This is a genomic window from Gammaproteobacteria bacterium, assembly GCA_029882975.1.
In the GTDB taxonomy this organism is placed as follows: domain Bacteria; phylum Pseudomonadota; class Gammaproteobacteria; order SZUA-152; family SZUA-152; genus JAJDNG01.
Map to the genome: position 1 here is coordinate 1 of JAOUJW010000033.1, position 20,373 is coordinate 20,373.

The 20,373-nt window shown below is 49.7% G+C and carries 11 protein-coding genes; 5 read left to right on the forward strand and 6 right to left on the reverse strand.

Annotation, left to right across the window (positions count from 1 at the left end):
• Positions 1–1,164, forward strand: a 1,164-nt coding sequence (locus OEY58_18870) for a hypothetical protein (protein MDH5327519.1), incomplete at its 5' end; no start/stop codon positions are given.
• Positions 1,165–1,534: 370 nt separating this feature from the next.
• Complete coding sequence (locus OEY58_18875; GenBank protein MDH5327520.1) at positions 1,535–5,866, forward strand: hypothetical protein; 4,332 nt, start codon at positions 1,535–1,537, stop codon at positions 5,864–5,866.
• 138 nt (positions 5,867–6,004) lie between these two features.
• Here OEY58_18875 and OEY58_18880 read toward each other — a convergent pair whose 3' ends face one another.
• Positions 6,005–6,988 carry a protein phosphatase 2C domain-containing protein gene (locus OEY58_18880; GenBank protein ID MDH5327521.1) on the reverse strand — a complete coding sequence of 328 codons (984 nt, stop codon included), beginning with the start codon at positions 6,986–6,988 and terminating at the stop codon, positions 6,005–6,007.
• Between the two features lie 379 nt (positions 6,989–7,367).
• On the opposite strand from OEY58_18880, the gene OEY58_18885 reads away from it, so the two are divergent.
• Positions 7,368–8,528, forward strand: a complete 1,161-nt coding sequence (locus tag OEY58_18885) for an FAD-dependent oxidoreductase (protein ID MDH5327522.1) — start codon at positions 7,368–7,370, stop codon at positions 8,526–8,528.
• A gap of 39 nt (positions 8,529–8,567) precedes the next feature.
• Here OEY58_18885 and OEY58_18890 read toward each other — a convergent pair whose 3' ends face one another.
• From OEY58_18890 to OEY58_18900, 3 genes are read right to left on the reverse strand one after another with little or no spacing between them, the layout of a single operon-like run.
• A complete protein-coding gene (locus tag OEY58_18890) occupies positions 8,568–9,407 on the reverse strand; it encodes a hypothetical protein (protein ID MDH5327523.1) in 840 nt (279 codons plus the stop codon).
• A 35-nt stretch (positions 9,408–9,442) separates the two neighbouring features.
• A complete protein-coding gene (locus OEY58_18895; protein MDH5327524.1) occupies positions 9,443–11,470 on the reverse strand; it encodes a caspase family protein in 2,028 nt (675 codons plus the stop codon).
• Positions 11,471–11,495: 25 nt separating this feature from the next.
• Positions 11,496–13,193, reverse strand: coding sequence for a serine/threonine-protein kinase (locus OEY58_18900; protein ID MDH5327525.1), 1,698 nt, complete (start codon positions 13,191–13,193; stop codon positions 11,496–11,498).
• A gap of 392 nt (positions 13,194–13,585) precedes the next feature.
• Between OEY58_18900 and OEY58_18905 the strand changes: the two genes are divergently transcribed.
• Together OEY58_18905 and OEY58_18910 are read left to right on the forward strand one after the other, a co-directional pair.
• The gene (locus OEY58_18905) at positions 13,586–14,122 is read left to right on the forward strand and encodes an outer membrane beta-barrel protein (protein ID MDH5327526.1); all 537 of its coding nucleotides are present in this window, start codon (positions 13,586–13,588) and stop codon (positions 14,120–14,122) included.
• Positions 14,123–14,124: 2 nt separating this feature from the next.
• A complete protein-coding gene (locus OEY58_18910; GenBank protein ID MDH5327527.1) occupies positions 14,125–15,543 on the forward strand; it encodes a hypothetical protein in 1,419 nt (472 codons plus the stop codon).
• Positions 15,544–15,551: 8 nt separating this feature from the next.
• Here the strand turns inward: OEY58_18910 and OEY58_18915 are convergent, their stop codons facing one another.
• Together OEY58_18915 and OEY58_18920 are read right to left on the reverse strand one after the other, a co-directional pair.
• Positions 15,552–17,216, reverse strand: coding sequence for a protein kinase (locus OEY58_18915; protein ID MDH5327528.1), 1,665 nt, complete (start codon positions 17,214–17,216; stop codon positions 15,552–15,554).
• A gap of 42 nt (positions 17,217–17,258) precedes the next feature.
• Positions 17,259–20,237, reverse strand: a complete 2,979-nt coding sequence (locus tag OEY58_18920) for an Rne/Rng family ribonuclease (protein MDH5327529.1) — start codon at positions 20,235–20,237, stop codon at positions 17,259–17,261.
• Positions 20,238–20,373 lie beyond the last annotated feature (136 nt).

A 20,373-nucleotide genomic window follows, 5' to 3' on the forward strand; every position in this document is an offset into this window, starting at 1 on the left:
CCCATCGATCACAGTCAGACCACGGATCAGTGTGCCAACTGCCATAACAACGTCATTGCCACAGGTAAAGGCCCGGGTCATATTCCCACCACCTTGGCGTGTGACTCCTGTCATAACACCAACACCTGGGTAGGGGCCGTGTTCAATCACGCCTTAGTGGCCGGGCAAGCCTGTGCTCAGGCCGGTTGCCACGATGGCGCCAGTGGATTGACCTTTAAGTCTGTCACTCACCCCATCACCAGCAATCTGTGCGATCGTTGTCATACCACCAACGTCTGGACCCCCACGTTGCAACCCATCGACCACAGCCAGACCACGGATCAGTGCGCCAACTGCCACAACAACGTCATTGCCACAGGTAAAGGCCCGGGTCATATTCCCACCACCCTGGCGTGCGATTCCTGCCATAGTACCAACACCTGGGCCGGGGCCACCTTCAACCATGCCCTGGTGGCCGGGCAAGCCTGTGCTCAGGCCGGTTGTCACGATGGCACCAGTGGTCGGACCTTCAAATCCGCCACTCACCCCATTACCAGTAACCTCTGCGATCGTTGCCACAGCACCAATGTGTGGGTGCCCACATTGCAACCCATCGACCACAGCCAGACCACCGATGCTTGTGAGAACTGCCATAACAACAGCATCGCCACGGGCAAAGGACCGGGGCATATACCCACCACCTTGCCCTGTGATGCCTGCCACACCACCACAACATGGTTAGGTGCGGTATTCAATCATGCTCTTGTGGCCGGTCAGGCCTGTGCCCAGGCCGGGTGTCATGACGGTATCAGTGGGCCCACAGGCAAGCCTGCAACCCATCCCATTACCAGTAACTTATGCGACGCCTGTCATACCACCACTGCCTGGCTGCCGGTAATTGTGCCGTTCCGGCACGATCAGACCACGGATCGGTGTGATACCTGTCATACCTTGCCGGGAGGGCATTGCACCATAGGGCCGGGGGATGATTGCAGTGTTTGCCATGTGACCACACCGCCGTGGACCAACACCATAGGTGATTGCCCGGCCCCTCCGGCGCCGCCGCCACCCCCACCGGGTATTCCGCCACCGCCGCCGGCTGTTCCACCGCCACCGCCGCCGCCACCACCACCGCCGCCCATGGGAGGAATGGGCATGGGGGGCATGGGTGGTATGGGTATGTGATCACCAATTGTGGTTAAGTGCATGATTTTGGGGTGTATGGTTATAGATTGCGCATTATTTAAGTAGTGAACTATTTGCAATGGGACCATTGATTACATTAATATGTAATCACGAGTAATCCTATCGGCTATTCCAGAGTACTGATATTACGGGGGATAGAAGTCATACGGATCCAGTTGTTGAGTGGATGAGAGTAACGACAAACAGCAGGGTCAGTGATATCAGCCATCTGGAATAAGTAGCAACATGGTGTGAGTACGTAATACCTGTTGCAGGCTTTTCCACTCGGTTAGCAAGTTCGGGGGATAGGTTGCCACAATAATAAACCAGGGGCGGTAGTGGTAGACGTATGCAAGCACTAGGGCGGGTCATGAGTAGCAGACGCGGTCTACAACGCACATGTTGTGGCGTTTTCCTGTTGCTGTCTCTTTTTTTTCTGGGTGAGTTGCTCGCAGCACCGGCGCCTGCGGCTGATGACACACCTTTAAAAGATCCTACGGACTTTGATCATACCCAAACCGGCTTTCCATTGTTGGGCCTGCACGATTTGCTGGCTTGCGAAGATTGCCATTTCAATTCCATTTTCGAAGCACTACCGACCCAATGTTCTGCTTGTCATGATGGCAGTTTGGCCATCGGCCAGCCTGTGGATCATATTGTTACCGCGGCACCTTGCGACAGCTGTCACGAACCGACGGGTTTTGCCATATCCGCCGCTGCGGTCTTTGATCATAGTGTGGTGGGCGTTCGTCCCTGTTTTTCATGTCACAATGGAATTTTGGCCACTGGAATGGATGCTCAGCATCTCCCCACCAGTAACCGTTGCGAAAGTTGTCACAATACGCAAGCCTGGCTGCCCATAACGGGGTTTGATCACACCGAAGCGCCAAGCCGTTGCTCGCTTTGTCATGACGGCATCAGGGCTACCGGCAAAGGTCCCACTCATATAGTTACTAATGAGGAATGCGAAGTATGCCACTTTGATACCAGTAATTGGTTTGCGGCTTTTGATCACAGTACTGTGGCAGGGCAGGCTTGTGCCAGTGCCGGTTGTCATGATGGTACAGGAACCGGCTTAGGCAAGACAGCGACTCATCCCTTAACCAGTGATTTGTGTGAGCGGTGTCACCGTACCGGCGGATCTTTTTCACCTACTTTAATCCCCATCGATCACGGTCAGACCACAGACGCCTGTGCCAACTGCCACAATAACGTCGTTGCCACAGGGAAAGGCCCCAATCACATACCCACTACTTTGGCCTGCGACGTGTGTCATAACACCACCAGCTGGCTGAGTGTGACTTTTGACCACACGTTGGTGGCCGGGCAGGCCTGTGCCGGCAGCGGTTGTCACGATGGTTTGAGCGGCGTCACCGGTAAAAGTGCCACCCATCCTCCCAGCACCGATCAATGCCAAAGTTGTCACAGTACCACTGTCTGGGTGCCGGTTTTGACTCCCATGGATCACAGTCAAACCAGTGCAGCTTGCGCCAGCGCCGGTTGTCACGACGGTAACAGCAGCGGTACCGGCAAAACGGCCACTCATCCGACTACCACCGACGCCTGCGAAACCTGCCACACCAATAGTGCCTGGTTGCCACTGATTTTGCCGTTCCGTCACGATCAGGCCGTAATTACCGATTGTGCTACTGCCGGGTGTCACAGCAGCGCCGATAAAAGCGTTACTCATCCGCTCACCAGTGATCTATGTCAAGCTTGTCACACCAGTTCTGCCTGGTTACCTCTGGTGTTGCCCTTTGCACACGATCAAGCCGCTGATGTATGCAGCAACTGTCACAACGGCAGCATTGCCTTGGGCAAACATCCTGCTCACGTGCCCACCACAGCGGAATGTGATATTTGTCATCACAGCACCTTGAGTTTTCTGGTTTCCATATTTGATCATGGCACGGTGGTGGGGCAACCCTGTGCACAATCCGGCTGTCACGATGGCACTGGCATTGGCTTGGGTAAGAGCCTGAACCATCCGCTCACCACCGAAGCCTGTGAACTGTGTCATCAGTTCAGTGGTTGGACCCTGTTATTGACTCCATTCAACCACAGCCAAACCACCGCAGCCTGTTTCAGCAGTGGCTGCCATGATGGTCTGGGTCTTGCCGGTGGTAAGAGCACGAACCACCCGCAAAGCAGTGATAATTGCCAGGCTTGCCACACGGATACCGCCTGGATACCCCTGCGGCTACCGTTTGGCCACAGCGAAACCCAAGCGGCCTGTTTTAGCGCCGGTTGTCATGACGGCAACAGTGTTGCTGCCGGGAAAGGAGCTGCACATCCCTTAACTACGGATACCTGTGAGCTGTGCCACACAAACACTGCTTGGTCACCAACCTTATTACCGTTTAACCACAGCCAGACCAATGACGCTTGTGGTAACTGTCACAACAACACTATTGCTATTGGCAAGGGTGCCAGTCATCCAACCAGTGTGGATGCCTGCGAGCTGTGTCATCTTTATATCAACTTTGTGACTTTGGTGACTCCGTTCGATCACAGTCAGACCAGCGCGGCCTGTAATGCGGCGGGTTGTCATGACGGTGTGAGTGCTCGCCCATTTAAGAGCGCGACACATCCCTTGACCTCCGATGTGTGTCAGTCTTGTCATAATAACACCGCCTGGGTTCCCACTCTGATACCCATTGATCATACGCAGACCACGGATGCTTGTGCCAACTGCCACAACAATGCTATTGCTACGGGGAAGGGTCCCACTCACATCGTGACCACTGCGCCTTGTGATACCTGTCATAACACCACGACCTGGCTGGGTGCCTTTGATCACAGTCTGGTGGCCGGTCAGCCCTGTGCTCAATCCGGCTGTCATGACGGCACCGGGACGCCAACCTATAAACCGGCAAGTCATCCCTTAACCACCGAGGCTTGTGAAGCCTGCCACAGCAGTAACGGCGCATGGTTACCGGTTATCCTGCCATTTGATCACAGTCAGATAAACGATGCCTGTGCCAACTGCCACAACGGTACAATTGCAACGGGCAAAGGACCAAGCCATGTGGCAACAACCGCCGCTTGCGATGTGTGTCATACCACAACATCATGGTTGGGAGCGGCTTTTGATCACAGCACTGTAGTTGGCCAACCATGTACACAATCCGGTTGCCACGATGGTGTAAGCCCAAGAACGGTAAAATCCGTCACCCATCCGGTAACCAGTAATTTGTGCGATCGTTGTCATACCACTAACGCCTGGCGACCCACATTACAACCCATTGACCACAGCCAGACCACCGATGCCTGCGAAAACTGTCATAATTCTGTGATTGCTACGGGTAAAGGTCCGACGCATATTCCTACCACCTTGCCCTGTGACTCCTGTCATAACACCAGCAGTTGGTTAGGGGCTGTGTTCAATCATGCTTTGGTGGCAGGGCAGGCTTGTGCCCAGTCCGGTTGTCATGATGGGGCCGGTGGGCCTACCTTTAAGTCTGTGACCCATCCCCTCACCAGCAATTTGTGTGACCGTTGTCATACTACTAATGCCTGGCGACCCACACTACAGCCCATCGATCACAGTCAGACTACCGCGGCTTGTGAAAACTGTCACAATACGGTGATTGCTACCGGTAAAGGTCCGGGACATATTGTTACAACATTGCCGTGCGATTCCTGCCACAACACCAGTTCCTGGTTAAATGCAACTTTTAATCATTCTCTGGTAACGGGACAACCCTGCGCTCAAGCCGGTTGTCATGACGGAGCCGGTGGTGCCACCTTTAAATCCGTGAATCATCCGGTCACCAGCAATTTGTGCGATCGTTGTCATACCACCAACGTCTGGATACCCACACTACAGCCCATTGATCACAGTCAGACCACCGCCGCCTGTGCCAATTGCCACAACAATACCATTGCCACCGGTAAAGGCCCGGGGCATATTCCAACCACTTTGCCTTGCGATTCATGTCACACTACCAATACTTGGGCCGGAGCGACGTTTAACCATGCTCTGGTTGCGGGCCAACCTTGTGCCCAGTCCGGCTGCCACGATGGAGTCAGCGGTCCTACCTTTAAATCCGGCACTCACCCGTTGACCAGTAATTTGTGTGATCGTTGCCACACCACCAATGTGTGGGTGCCCACGTTGCAACCCATCGATCACAGCCAGACCACAGCGGCTTGTGAAAGCTGTCATAACAACACAATTGCTACAGGCAAGGGTCCGGGGCATATACCCACTACCTTACCTTGCGATTCCTGTCACACCACCACGACTTGGCTTGGGGCGGTATTCAATCATGCCTTGGTCGCCGGCCAGGCTTGCGCCCAGGCGGGCTGCCATGATGGCGTGAGCGGTCCAACGGGTAAATCCGCTGCGCATCCCATCACCAGCAATTTGTGCGAGGCATGTCACACCACCAATGCCTGGGTGCCGGTGATTGTGCCGTTCCGGCACGATCAGACCACGGATCGGTGTGATACCTGTCATAATTTGCCGGGGGGACATTGCGCCATAGGTGCGGGCCAGGATTGCTCTGCTTGTCACGTGACGACCTCATGGGTTAACACTATTGCCGATTGTCCGGCAACCCCGGCGCCACCACCGGCGCCAGGCTTACCGCCACCGCCGCCGGGCGTTCCGCCGCCACCGCCACCGCCGCCACCACCGCCACCACCGCCACCGGCGGGTGGAGGTATGGGGGGTATGGGCGGAATGGGTGGCATGTAACTCCCGGCCAATAGAACAGAACGGTCTTTTTGAGACCGTTTTGTTTTTTAAGAAGAGTTACTGGTAAAGCCGGAATAAAGGTTTGCGAGGCTTAACAGAAGAGTGATTGTGACCCGGGGTCCACTATGGGGAGAGTGCCTATCGGGAGGGTTTCTCCTCATTGTCATTATCGGCGGGCTCAGGCTTCTCAGAATCGGATTCTACCTCAGCTTCTGATTCGGCAGACTTCGTGATTGCCTCTGCGTCTACGTTGCTGGTATCGTTTTCTGCTTCCTTTGCGGCGATTTCAGAAATTTCTTCAGCAACAACATCCGCTTCAAGATCCACGGTACGTTCTAGATCAGCGTCTGTTTCCGGGAGCTCAGTCTCTTGAACTTCGTCAGCATTAGCCGCTTCAGCTGACACCACTACCACCGTAACGTTGTCAGTGGCTCCTCGTGCCAGAGTGGTTTCGATGAGACTTTTGCAAATATCTTCTAAATCGTTGTTTTGCAGGAGTTCGACCAGTTCGTCGTCGGCAATGTGTTTATACAGGCCATCACTACAGAGTAAGAATTTGTCGCCGGGTTGGGCTTCATCTACGTCCACATCAACAAATAATTGGTCCGATGCACCAACCGCCCGGGTAATGATATTGGCGGCGGGATGAGACTCAGCGTCTTCCGGCAGTATAACGCCTCTTTCCACCAGTTCTTCTACTTGACTGTGATCGCGGGTGAGACGGGAGACATGACCGTTGCGAGACAAATAAGCACGACTGTCGCCGGCCCACAGCAGGGCGTAGTGATCATCGAGCGCTACCATGGCCATGACGGTGCTGCCTATGGTGCGATTGTCTTTGTGCTGCGCTGCCAGGTCTCGCAGCTGTCGATTGACCGTGATTAAACGGTCCTCAATTTCGTCGATATAGGTGCTGAGTCGGGTACGGGGTGTAATGGCGTCCAATTCCGATACGATACTATTACTGGCCACATCACCGGCGTGATGACCGCCCATGCCATCGGCGATAGCCCACAGTTTAATGTCCGCGCGATCAAGGAAAGAGTCCTCGTTGATTTGCCGCACATGGCCAACGTGGGTGGAAGAGCAAGAAGTCCAACGAAGTAGTGGTGAATCAGCCATTAAATTTTCCAATTATTCATTAAGTTCCAAAAACTGCATCAAATCAGTATAGTTGACCACGCTCTCAATTCTGGAGGAACTGCTTCACGAATTTATATTTTAAGCCCACCTGCTTTGATATACGCAGTATCAAATATAAATAGCGGCAAGTTGTATCCATTTTATGAAGTGGAATTTGCAAAATAGGCTGACTACGATTTGTTCTAACTGTTTATAATTGTACGTTCCGATAACTATATATGAAATAAGCATTAGAGGTCCATACAAAAGCATAAATTTTTGGAAAATTTGCGTGCATTCTCGTAATTTAGCCGCAAATTTGGCCCGGATTTCCCAAACTAATTGATTTTATAATGGTTAAGGTAAACAGAGGATAAAAATGCGAAAACTTATCATTCTTGGTACGGGTATGGCGGCATACAGCCTTGCCAGAGAATTCCGTAAACTGGACAACGAAACCCCAATGACCTTGATCAGCGCTGATTCGGGTGATTTCTATTCCAAACCTATGTTATCGAATGCCTTGGCGCAATCCAAAACCAGCGAGACTTTGGTTACTACACCGGCGGCTAAAATGGCAGAGCAGATTGGGGCTGAAATTTTGTCCCATTGCCACGTACGCTGCATCGATAGTGAAACAAAAACTGTGGCTTATTCCCGTGACGGTGCGATTAATCAATTGAGTTATACGCAACTGGTCATCGCTTTGGGCGCAGAGCAACGTCAACTTCCCTTGGAAGGGGATAAGCAAGAGATATTGTCTGTGAACAGTCTAGAGGATTATGCGGTGTTTGAAAAACGCCTTAAAGACAGTGCTCATGTGGCAATAATTGGTTCCGGTTTGATCGGTTGCGAGTTTGCCAACGATATTATTACCACAGGACGTAAAGTGACAGTAGTGGGCGCATCCGCATTTCCTTTAGCCAATTTGTTGCCGGAGCAAGCCGGGGAGTTTTTCCAGAAAAAGTTACAAGAGCAGGGTATTGCATGGAAAAACGGTTTGAAAGTAGTGTCTATTGAAAAACACGCTAAGAGACTGCAATTGCGGATGAATGATGGCAGTCATTTGGATGCGGACCTGGTGTTATCGGCCATCGGTTTAGCACCGCGGGTGCAATTGGCACAGCAAGCCGGAATAGAAACCAATCGAGGTGTCGTGGTGGATACGCTATTGCAAAGCTCTGTGCCCGATGTCTACGCATTGGGAGATTGTGCTGAGATTAATGGTTTGACCCTGGCTTATATTCTTCCCATTATGCACAGCGCCAGGGCGTTGGCGAAAACACTGACAGGAACACCTACCGCAGTGAGTTTTCCCGTCATGCCCGTGGTGGTTAAAACTCCCGCTCATGCTGTGGTGGTTTCCAACCTGCCCGCGGGATCCCAGGGTCATTGGCACATTGACATTCACGCAAATGGTGTCGTTGCCTTGTTTCGGGATGAGTTGGGGAAATTATTGGCTTATGCCTTAACGGGAAGCGAAGTGAGTCGAAAACAAGAACTCAACAAGGAAGTGCCCGGGGTAATGCCTGGCCCTTAAACCTTAAGTCCAATTCTTCTTTTTCTACAGTAGCGGTCACTACTGCAGCACGTATAGTGGTAACAGTTCCGGCCATTGCTGTTCCCAACAACACACATGATCGAAGTGAGGCAACACTACCGTTTTGCTGTTGCTTTGTTGTTGTAGAAATTCTGTAACAATGGCTTGAGGCACATTGGTATCTTGACCGCCAATGAAGTGAACCTGACGGATAGAAGGACGCAAGGGTTCTTGACCGGCCGGATTTATGGAACCGCTGAGTTCGGAAAATTCATGTAAGCGAGTCCACTTTTGCGTATCCAAATTGGCGGCTATGGTGACCACGGTATGAGTTTGTTCAAATCGGGGTGCCAACAACATGGCCAGTACACCGCCGCCGCTGTAGCCGATAAAACTAAGATGGGTGTAAGGGTTTTTGTTCAGATAGATGCGTAAAGCGGCAACCATGCCGCCCACTACAGTAGCGGAATAGCGTTGATGGGTCCAAAGCAGGGGTTGACAGTTACTATTCACGTTGGGCTGTTGATGCTTCCTCTCTATTCCGTAACAGGGGCGACTGAGGTAGATCGCCGGTTGTGTGTCTAAGGCCATTAGCTTTAAGGCTACCGGGTTTCTTGGGGTTGGATCAGCCGCTACCGTGAACCGGTCCAACCACGGGGAACCGTCGCCTTCGAGATAGACATGTAAATGTCGGGAGTTTAGGGAAGTGTGTTTATTGCTATAAATAACCTGTAAAAAATCTTTGGTTTGTATAGTGTGTCGATCCAAATCCAGCTTTTTGCTGAGTTGGGTCAAGCGTTCCACCGGAGTGGCGCATGCGCTCAGGCTTAAGAGCAAAACCCACAGAGTGAATACTCTGTGGGGTTGGGCTGAGTTCACGGTGCTCAATGCAAAGATGGTGTTTCAGCGTCGCATCAGCTCTGTTTGGGGAGAAAGAAAAACTCCCCGGATTCGTGTCCGGCATGCCGAATTGGGGCATATAGCGGCTCTTGATTCACATTGAGTGTTTCGGCGCCAATGGATACTTTGGCAAACAGAAGATTGTAAAGCCGTTGTCCTTCCAGTATGTCGTTATTGTCGTTCAGTATATTCAGCAGAGCGTTGGCAAACAAAGAATGATTGTTACTGCCTTCATCGCTGACCGGTTTCAATCCGCCGGAGGTTAAAGCAAGTCTGGCTTTGGATTTAGCCATGGCACGCAGCCAGGTCAGACGTTCACTGCTGGAAGCATTATCATCCATTTGTGCCAGTGAAGACCGGGTCAGTGAACCGGAGTAACAGGAATCCGCTACGACCAGGACTCGTTTCACGGGCATAGAGCTGATGACATCGGAAATGGCCGAGTTGGGTATCCACTTGCGTTTATTGCTGCGATCGGCGTCCACCGGTAACCAGAACCCTGCAGTCTCATTATTGGCCAGTTCACCGTGTCCGGCGTAGTACACCAATAAATTGTCTTTTTCGGTTAATTTCTTGCTCAAGCGGTTTAAAGCCGCGAGGATCATAAAACGATTGGCGTTTACCAGTGTCGTGGTTCGAAAACCGTATTTATTGGAAAGCACAGCTGCCACACTTTTGGCATCGTTTATGGCAGTTTTCAGTGTGGGGTATTGGGTATAGTTATTATTGCCGATGACCAGAGCATGGAAGTTACCCAGGTTGCCGGAAACTTCCTGGGTTTCCTTCTTATTAAAACCGGTTTTAACCATCCGTGGTGTATCACTTTGCACCAGATCAAATTCAATTTTGGCTCGCTTGCCTTGCCGGTCAATAGCAACGATTTTAATGGGTTTGCGTTCCGCACTAACAGGTAGCAAGACTTTAAACAGGCCTTTTTCACTGATAGGATGCTGTTTGTCATTAATGGAAAGGGTTTTGAGACCTGCCGGTGCGTTGATATTGCCGATAATTTCCCGTGTTTTGGTTCCTGGGCGAACATTGACCACGGAGATGCCACGCATACTCACCAGCTGTGGATTCACCAGTTGAATGCTGGGACCTGCAATAGATACTTTGGCTAATTGCAGTGGCGTGACGGCGGTGCTTGGTATATCGGACGTCTGTGGAGGGGCTTCATCCGTTTGTGCCAGGCGTCGATTCAGTTCCATCTCCTTAATCACCAGTTTGGATTCCAATGCTTTTAACTTGTGTTTATCTGCATCCGTAAGGCGTTTTTGTTTTGCCAACAGGCGTTTCTGGCGACGTAAGTCACGTGTTTCCTGCGTCAGTCTATCTTTTTCCGATTGCAGCCTTTGTTGTTGTTCCTGTAAATCTTCAGACTGTGCGGCCAGTTGTTCCTGCTCTTTGTTTAAGCCCGTTTTCAAGTTAACAATGTCACCTATGGTAGCCTTGATGGTTTCAGAGGCGATGGTGGATTCAAACTGCATATCAGTATCGCTGAGACCGGAAGCTTGACGATATAGCTCCAAGGCAAATTTTACATCTTGTGTTACCCCCAGACCTTTTTCATAAAGATAACCCAGGTTCAGTTTAGCGCGGGCATAACCTTGATCGGCGGCTTTTTTATACCAAGCGGCCGCTGTTTTATAATCGCTTTCAATGCCAAATCCTTTTTCGTAGATTTCACCCACATAGGTTTGGGCGACCATATTGCCTTCCTGGGCACTGGGTAGCCATACTTTTAAAGCGCTGGCACTGTTGGCTTGTTCATAGGCTACGTACTCACCACCGCGGTTTTCGCAGTCCAGTGCCGTCAGTTTGGCGGGGCGGCGGGGGGTGACATAAGTGGACCCTACACCCAGGCGTTTGATTTGCCCGGGCAGCAGGCAATCCACAATCATCAATTTGTCTGCATCTTGTTCGGTTCCGTCCGTTTTCAGGAGTACCAGTTCATCTGAACCGCAAGCAGATAGCAGTGCCAAAATCGCCACGACAGGCCACCGACCGGTGACAGGTAAGAATGTTGGGTTTGTTAAGTGCATATTAAACCTCGTAAACATGAACATATTAATGTTTGGGTACAGTAGTGACCATTAAGTATTTTGCCGTTAAATGCTTTTGCTGGGTCACAATTTGCTTGTGCAATAGCGACAAATAGTCCTGGGCATTTTCTTTCGTTGGGCGTTCACCAATGAGCGGTTCATTGGTCGCCATGACCACAATTTGGTTTTCGCCAAAAGGCTTTTGAACTTTCCACTGCTTGGCGTTGGATGTGATACTGATACTTTTTAACGGTGCATGTTTTGCCGGCCGATTGTCTGTAGGGTAAAGGTGCACCACGCTGCCGTCAGAACGAAAATAGTCAACATAGACGTAAGATTCAAAATCCGGGGTAAATAGTTCCAAATCCACCGGGTTGCCTTCAGAAAAACTGGAACTGTTGGCACGGGTTTCCACGTGTAAACCGCGATTACTCACAACGTTACTTTGTCGGTCAGTGGAAAGAATGGATGCCACTTCGCAAAAGGGCCAGCTGAGTGACTTAATATCATAGGTAACATTGCTAATGCCGGGAACCGTATCCATCATATCCATTAATGCGAGCAAATCCTCTTCATGTGAAATATGGCCTTTGACCAATAGAGCATTATTGGCATCGGCTTGACTGCTTAAAGAGGCGCACTCGAATTGCAACAGGTTATAAGCGATTTTCTCCTGAATTTGTTCATCCAGATTGGATCCGCTTACTATCTTATTTCTGTCAATTTTAGCCGCATTGGGCGTGATCCCTTGCTTGGGAATTGCCGGTATGGATGTTGTTTCGATTTGCGTGGGCGGTTCAATGTTGTTTGAGGGAAAATGTTTGATTAGGCCCAGTACAATCATGGCTACGGCGGTAACCGCCAACCCCATGGGCAGCCAGTTATGCTGTTGGTTCTTTCCGGCTGATGTTGTTTCCGACTGTTGAAATGCCTGCAGTAATTCGGTGGCTGATTGAAATCGTTGTTCCGGTTCTTTGCTCAATAATTTGTTTATGATGCTGTTTAAATGTGCCGGTATATTTCGCACGGTATGTTCTAAGGGTTCCGGGTTCTGATGCGCTATTTGGTAGGTGAGTGCGGCGAGGGTATCACCGCCAAATGGCTTGTGACCGGTGAGTAATTGGTACAGAACCACTCCCAAAGAGAACAAGTCTGTACGGGCATCCAAAGACTTGCCTAATATTTGCTCAGGCGACATATATTTGGGTGTTCCCAAAACTTGTCCCTGCAAGGTGGAGCGAGTAATTTCCAGGTTTTCAATTCGGGCGATACCAAAATCCGTCAAAATAGCTTGTTGCGTTTTTTCAGACCAGGCGATGTTGGCCGGTTTTATGTCTCGGTGTATAACACCAAAGCTGTGAGCCCTTTCCAGTGCGGCTGCCAGTTGGGTGCCGATTCTAATAGTTTCATTGACGCTGAAACGTTTATTCTCTGCGGCCTTGTCCAGAAACCGGCCGGAAAGCAATTCCATGGCAATATAAGGTTGACCATTGGTTTCGCCCACATCGTAGATTTTGACGATATTGGGGTGGTTAAGTTTTCCTACCGCTTGTGTTTCACGGAGAAAACGATTGCGAAAATCCGGATTCACACAATGCTCCGGGCGTAAGATTTTTATGGCCAACTCCCGCTTAATCCGCGGATCGAAGGCTTTAAAAACCGTGGCCATTGCGCCACGGCCCAGTTCGCCTAGTATTTCATATCTGTCTATATTAAAGTTCATAATTGTGTGAAAAACGTATATAGAACACCGGAGGAATTATCTTATCGTAACAAAATATTCTATGTGTTTTTCTTGGGAATAAATACAGCAATATTCACGTTTGAGGATTTTTTTGACCTGATTTTGGTTTTTGCCGTATCATTTGGCTTGTAAACAAATGCCAGGGATTATCTGAATTAGTTCTCCCAGATATACGTGAATAAAACCTCCATTGATCCATATGTAGAGATTTATCGCCAATATCGGTGCCTTTGCTGGGGCTCTGGGGATTTCGCTATGGGTTTAGACTGGGTCTAGCTTAAAAGGTAATAATAACATTTTTTGTGATAAAGATTACATAGACAATCTTTGTTGGATATAAATAATATCATGTAAAGGAAAGCTCGGAAATAATGCGAATTTTGCTTAACTATCTGCTTGCTCTGGTGGGAACCATACTGCCGTTTGCGTCGATGGCACAAAGCGGCGATCAATATTATTTACCCAAACTAGGGCAAATGGTTATTGATATCAATAAGGCAACAAACTTGAATTCCATTGGTTTAATGTATGGTTATGGAATTACCAAACACTTTAGTTTGGAAGCTGAATTGAACAGCAGTTTAAGCGGTGGTACGTATACTAAGGAAGATGCGCTGGGAAATGTCACCGAAAAGGGTGAGTACCAGGTGCGGACCTTGGCCGCTTATGCGGCAGTGAGAAAAATTTTATGGGGTTCCGTCTATGCCAAGGGCAAAGTGGGCGTTTTATTTGAGACGGTGGAACGATCCAGTGACCGCGATCAAACCTCAAGTGATGATTCAATTGGTTTTGCGGGTGGCTTGGGTGCAGGGGCGTACTTGTTCGAGCACCTTACCATGGAACTGGAAGCCACTCAGATTGATCGAAACATCGTATTTTACAGTTTAGGGATGCACATACGATTTTAACTATGCGAATACCTTTTTTTATCTTTGTGACGATTTTCCTGGCGGCATGCGGAACCATGCCATTGCCGGTGGATATAAGCAATTCTTCACGAGTCAAAACCATAGCGCAGGCCCAATTGGATGCCTTGCAACGGGATGAGGAATCTGTAGTTCCATCGAACTCAGGAGCGGAATCCCTCACCGCTGCGTCAACCTCGCCACCCGTCACCGTGGTGTTGCCCAAAGACAGCTCTGTAGCCCAACAGGATTCCCAAGGCAGTGTGGTAATTGAAACCATCAGTCACTCTGGAAAAAAGCGCATCTTGGAAAGAATGGAATCCAACGCTCAGATACAAACCTCAGCGGCAACACCCAATGTTCAGTTGCAACCTCCCATGGTTCCAAGAAAGTCTATGGAAAAGCAAAAATCCAAAATCTCCGTGGACGTGGCTCCTATTATGTCATCAGAGGCCAGCGTGGAACGTCATGTGAAACGTGCAATTGAGAAATTAAAATCAGGAAACGAACATAGAGCCCGTTTGGAATTATCCACCGCGCTGGATAAAAGACCTGACTATGCGGATGCGCAAATTTTGTTACAGCAGATTGATCAAACACCATCTGAATATTTTCAACAATCTTCTTACTTTGAACATAAAGTTCGCGCCGGGGAAACCCTTGCTTCACTGGCTGAGCAATATTTGGGTAGCCATCTAATGTTCTACATGTTAGCCAAGTATAATGATTTTAGCGGTAAAATCTCGGTAAACCCCGGTATGATATTGAAAGTGCCGGGAACCAAACCTAAAATCAGTCCTGATTCAGATATTGCGGAGCAATCTATTGAACAAATACAAACTCTGACGAAGTCGCAACGTCTCATTGTGGATGAAGCGAAATCATTAATGGCCGAAGAAAAATATTTGAGTGCAATTGATATTCTCAGTAGTGTGAAGAATCCGTCTTCTGAAGTGGAAGATATGCTGGACAATGCATATATCACTTACAGTTCTGAACTGATTGCAAGGCTGAGTTTGTTAGAAGCGCAAGCACTGCTGGAGTCCGCTTTGAGCAGTCGCCCGGAAAGTCGTCGCTTAAAAAAGCAACTGGTACTGGTGCAGTCAAGACGGGAAGCGGAAAAGTTGTTTAAAATAGGCTTGTCAGAGTTAAGTGCGGGAAACGAAGTGGAAGCCTATGAAGTATTCAGTAAAGCCATCGAGCTGAATCCTAAACACCTCCTCGCGAAAAAGCGCTTAACATCTATTAAGGGGAGCGTGGTAAAGGAATATCATAAGCGCGCCATGGAACACTACATGAAACAAGAATTGAAACAAGCCATTAAAATTTGGGATGAAATTCTTGAGATGGATCCTGCCCATGCCATGGCCAGGGTTTATGTTGAAAAAGCCAAGGTGCTTCAAAAACGATTGAAGCAGTTGTAACCTTAGCTTTACTCCAGTGTGAACTTGCTTCCGAGTTTGGTGCTTTCCTGAGAGGGGTCCGGCGAAAATGGTTGGTTTGTGCGTTGTGCTTTTGATTTCACAGCTTTTCTTTGCAGTTGATCTGCCATATCGTTAAAAGACATATACAGGTCGCCAACTTCGTCCTTTCGTGTCACTTCTATGCGGCTGTGGGTTTTTCCCTGCTTTATATCGTTCATGGCAGCGTTCAATGTTGACAGCGACGCGGAAAAATATTTTCCTAGAATATAGGAGAACACCGATACGACCAAAAGATTGATGATGAGCAATACCGTCATCATGTACAGGGTCAGTTCGGTGATTTTCTGCACGGATTTTTGTTCAATACCCAAATACACGCTGCCAATTTTTTTGTTCTGAAACATGATTGGTGCTTCAAAGTTTGTAACCTTTATTTCGCTGGAAAAAATGTTCTGCATGAAATCCACAATGTTCATATTGTAGTCGGATTGGTCATTACTTCTTGGTGTGTAGCTTTTCCCTACATCTTTTGTGACAGAGGAACCTCTGACAATACCTTTATGATCCACAATGGTTAGATAATCAAAATCTTGTTGATTGCGGGCTTCCCTGACAAACAATTCGATGGATATCCAGTCCTCACTCAGAACCTGAACCGCACTTTCCGCGGCCACAAATTTCACGATGGAATCTCCGTATTCAAGCATTTGATTGGTCATCGCTTGAAATTGCTTTTGCATGACCAGACTGATGGTGGCAACCATGGAGATGGAAAAAATCACTGCCATAAATGCGCTCCACTTTAACGGGATAGGGAAGCGGTGTTGGCTGCCTTGAGCGGGTGTGTCACGGGATAAATTCTTGACGGTGCGAATAGCGTCCATGAGATCTTTGCCGGTTTGAAACCTCTGTTGTGGGTTTTTGTTCAGCAGTCTTTCGACGATTCCGGCGAGCGCGGGGGGGACCTCGGGGTTAAGGCTTTGGATCGGTTTGGGGTCGACGTGGGTAATTTGATACATCAAAGAGGTTATGGAGTCACCGGTAAACGGCCTTTCACCGGTTAACAGCTGATACAAAATAACTCCTAATGAAAATAAATCTGAGCGACGATCCACTATGGTGCCGGAGACTTGTTCCGGAGACATGTACTGAGGGGTCCCAATGACGTCACCCACCCGGGTTTGGTGGGTGAGGTCTGAGTCATCAATATGGGCGATACCAAAATCAGTGATTTTGGCGCTGTTCAAACTGTCTGCACAAATAATATTGCTGGGTTTAACGTCACGGTGGACGATACCTTTTTCGTGGGCATAGTGCAGCGCAGACGCTAACTGGAACGTGATTTCTAAAATGTTGTCAATTCCCAATCGGGTTCCGCGTTTAATAATCTCATTGAGGGGAGTACCTTCAAGAAACTCCATAACAATGAACGGGCGATTGTTGAATTCATCAACATCATAGACTGTGACAATATTGGGGTGGGTCAGATTGCCAACGGCTTTGGCCTCACGTAGAAAACGGACCATGTATTCACCATCAACCCGATGTTCCTCACGCAATACCTTCAGGGCCAGTTGCCGGTCGATTCGAGGGTCATAGGCTTCATACACATCGGCCATGGCGCCCTGGCCGATTTGACCTTTAATTTTATAGCGTTGGATCTCGGTAATCACAGTCACTGTTCCCGCAGGATGAATGTCATGTGCACTCGGGCATCACGGTTTATAATTATCCTGTGGTTTGTCGCTATTGCTAACGTCAGATTCGGACTTTTTTTCTCCATCCGGGGATTTGCCTTGATGTGCAGCCGCTGGTTTATCCCTATCTGTATTGTAAGTCGGAATGGCAACCGGAGCTTGCGCCTGTGTTGACGAGTTTTCAGCGTTTCTCTGACTCTGGTTCGGCGCAGGATCCGATTTCGATGGCACGGGCATGTCATTACCGGTGTAAGCCGGGCGTTCCGCTGTGGCAGAGGCCGTTTCGCTAAAGCCCGTTTTAGATTCCGCATGTGCGGTGCCGGCGTCAGGCTTGTTCCATCCGGCAGAGCCTAGGTCAGAACTCGTGTTAGAGCCTGGGTTGTGTTTGTTACTCTCATGAGGCTTGGATGCCGTCAACTGAGCGGAAGTCTCAGTTTTAGGCTCAGCCGCATTGGGTTGTTCGGGGCTGGATGGTTTGTGTTCTTTGGCGGATGGCGAAGGATGCTCCCAGGGTTTTCTTGTCGCCTGTGTCGATGCAGTCTCTGCTGTCGCCGTTGGGGTATTGGCTGATTGTGGTGCGGTTTCAACGCGAGATTGAGGCGCAGTCTCATGTTTCGGCGCAGACTCTGATTTTACGGCTGTGGCTTCAGCAGTTTTTGTTTCCATCGGCCGTGGCGCGTCGCTTCCACCGGGTTGGGCGGCTGCGTGTTGGACTGGAGCGGTTGCCACCGTGTTTTGGGTTTCGCTAACCGTATCAGGCTGGGCGCGCGAGCCCTCGCCACCGGCGGGGTTTCGTTCTGCTGAGCGACTGGAATCCACCGTCTGCGTTCGTGGCGCAGAAGATTCCTGATTTGCGCCGGCATTGCTGTTGTTTTGTTCAGCGTTGCTTTGACTAATGTTGCTCTGACCGGTGTTCTCTCCGGTGTCGCTGTCGCCACTGGTTGTTTTGCTTTTGTTGCCTGTATCCGCTGAGTCTTTACGACGCCGTCTACCGCCGCGTCTACCGCGCCGACCGCTGCTTTTTTGAGCGGATTGTCCCGCATCTGCCTGGGTATTCGTTGTCGCTGTCTCTGGGGCCGGTTTGCTTGCGGCTTCCTGTGCTTCAGGTTGCGGTTTTTCGCTTTTCTGAGGCCGGCTCTGGCTTTGGCCTTGCCCTTTATTGTCGCTGCGTTTGGTTTGTTCCGGCCGTTTTTGCTGTCGTTTACGTCCGCTTTGGCCTCTGTCCTGACGTTCCTGCCGGGGACTACTGCTACTACTGCGACTGGTTTTCTTCCGCGGGGGTGTCCTGCTTTCAGGAGCTGTGCTGCGACTGGGTTCCGGCTCTGAGCCAAACAGATTGGACCACAGTCTTTTTAACAACCCACCGGAAGATTTTTGTTGCGGTGCCGGCTGTTGAGGCACCACTTCTTTCACTGCCGGTTCTTCCGAGGTGTAACGGGTAGTGTCCGTAATAATTTCACGGCTTTCTTCCCGTTCAGTGGTTAAGGTATAACTGGAGGCAGTTGCGCCGGCTTGGTCCGACTCTGCAGTGCGGATTCGTTGAAATTCATAGTGAGGGCTTTCGAAAGACGGGTTTGGAACAATGACAATTTGAACCTTTTGTCGGCTTTCAATTTCTGTAACTGCCAAGCGCTTTTCATTTAATACATAGGTGGCGACATTGACTGGAAGGTGCGCAACGATTTTCGCAGTTTGCTCTTTCATTGCGTCCTCTTCCAGCAGTCGAAGTACGGACAAGGCCATGGATTCTGTGCCGCGAATAGTGCCTTGGCCTTCGCAGCGAGGACAAATGATCTGGCTGGACTCGCCCAAAGAAGGTCGTAGTCGCTGGCGTGACATTTCCAATAGTCCGAAACGGGAGATACGTCCGATTTGTACTCTGGCTCGGTCCATCTTCAGGGCTTCACGCAAACGATTTTCCACTTCGCGTTGATTTCGTTGCGCCAACATATCGATGAAATCAATGACGATCAAACCGCCTAAATCACGCAGGCGTAACTGACGTGCGATTTCGTCAGCCGCTTCCAGATTGGTGTTCGTTGCAGTTTCCTCAATATCACCTCCCTTGGTTGCCTTGGCCGAGTTGATATCGATGGATATTAAGGCTTCCGTGTGGTCAATGACGATGGCGCCCCCTGAGGGCAGGCGAACTTCACGCCCGAATGCGGTTTCAATTTGTGATTCGATTTGATACCGGGTAAATAAAGGGACTTTGTCTTCGTAGAACTTAACCTTATGCAGATTATGCGGCATAACCAACTGCATAAATTCCCGGGCTTTGTCAAAAGTGGGCTTGTGGTCTATTAAAATTTCACTGATATCGGTACGCAAGTAGTCTCGGATGGCCCGAATGATGACATTGCTTTCTTGATAAATCAGAAACGGCGCGGTGCGTTCTTGGGTTGCTGTTTCGATGGCTTTCCACAGATCAATGAGATAATTCAAGTCCCATTGTAATTCGGCTACACTTTTGCCCACACCGGCTGTGCGTACAATCAGGCCCATGTCATCGGGTACGTTCAACGCTGCCATGACATCGCGTATGTCGTTGCGATCGTCGCCGGAAATTCGTCGTGAAACCCCGCCGGCTCTAGGGTTGTTAGGCATAAGGACCAAATATCGACCTGCCAGACTGATAAAGGTGGTGAGAGCAGCACCTTTGTTGCCACGCTCCTCTTTTTCAACTTGGACGATTATTTCCTGGCCCTCTGATAGGGCTTCTTTTATGTTGATTTTTCCTGAGGAAGTGTCTGTGCCGGGTTTAAAATAGATGCGGGAAATTTCTTTCAGGGGCAAAAATCCATGCCGTTGAGCCCCATAATCCACAAACGCAGCTTCCAGACTGGGTTCAATGCGTGTGATTTTGGCTTTGTAAATATTGGCTTTTTTTTGTTCCCGACCAGCGGCCTCTATATCCAAATCGTATAATTTCTGGCCGTCAACAAGCGCTACACGCAACTCTTCGGGTTGAGTTGCGTTAAACAACATTCTTTTCATATTGTAAATTCTCTCTGCGCTCAACCGCATAACGTGGAAAGGTCACTAAGCGGGCAGGCTTTGGGAGCAGTCTCCTCAAGCTTCGCTGGTCCTCACACGTCGGGGGAGCGCTTTATCTGTTATATAATCGAAAAAC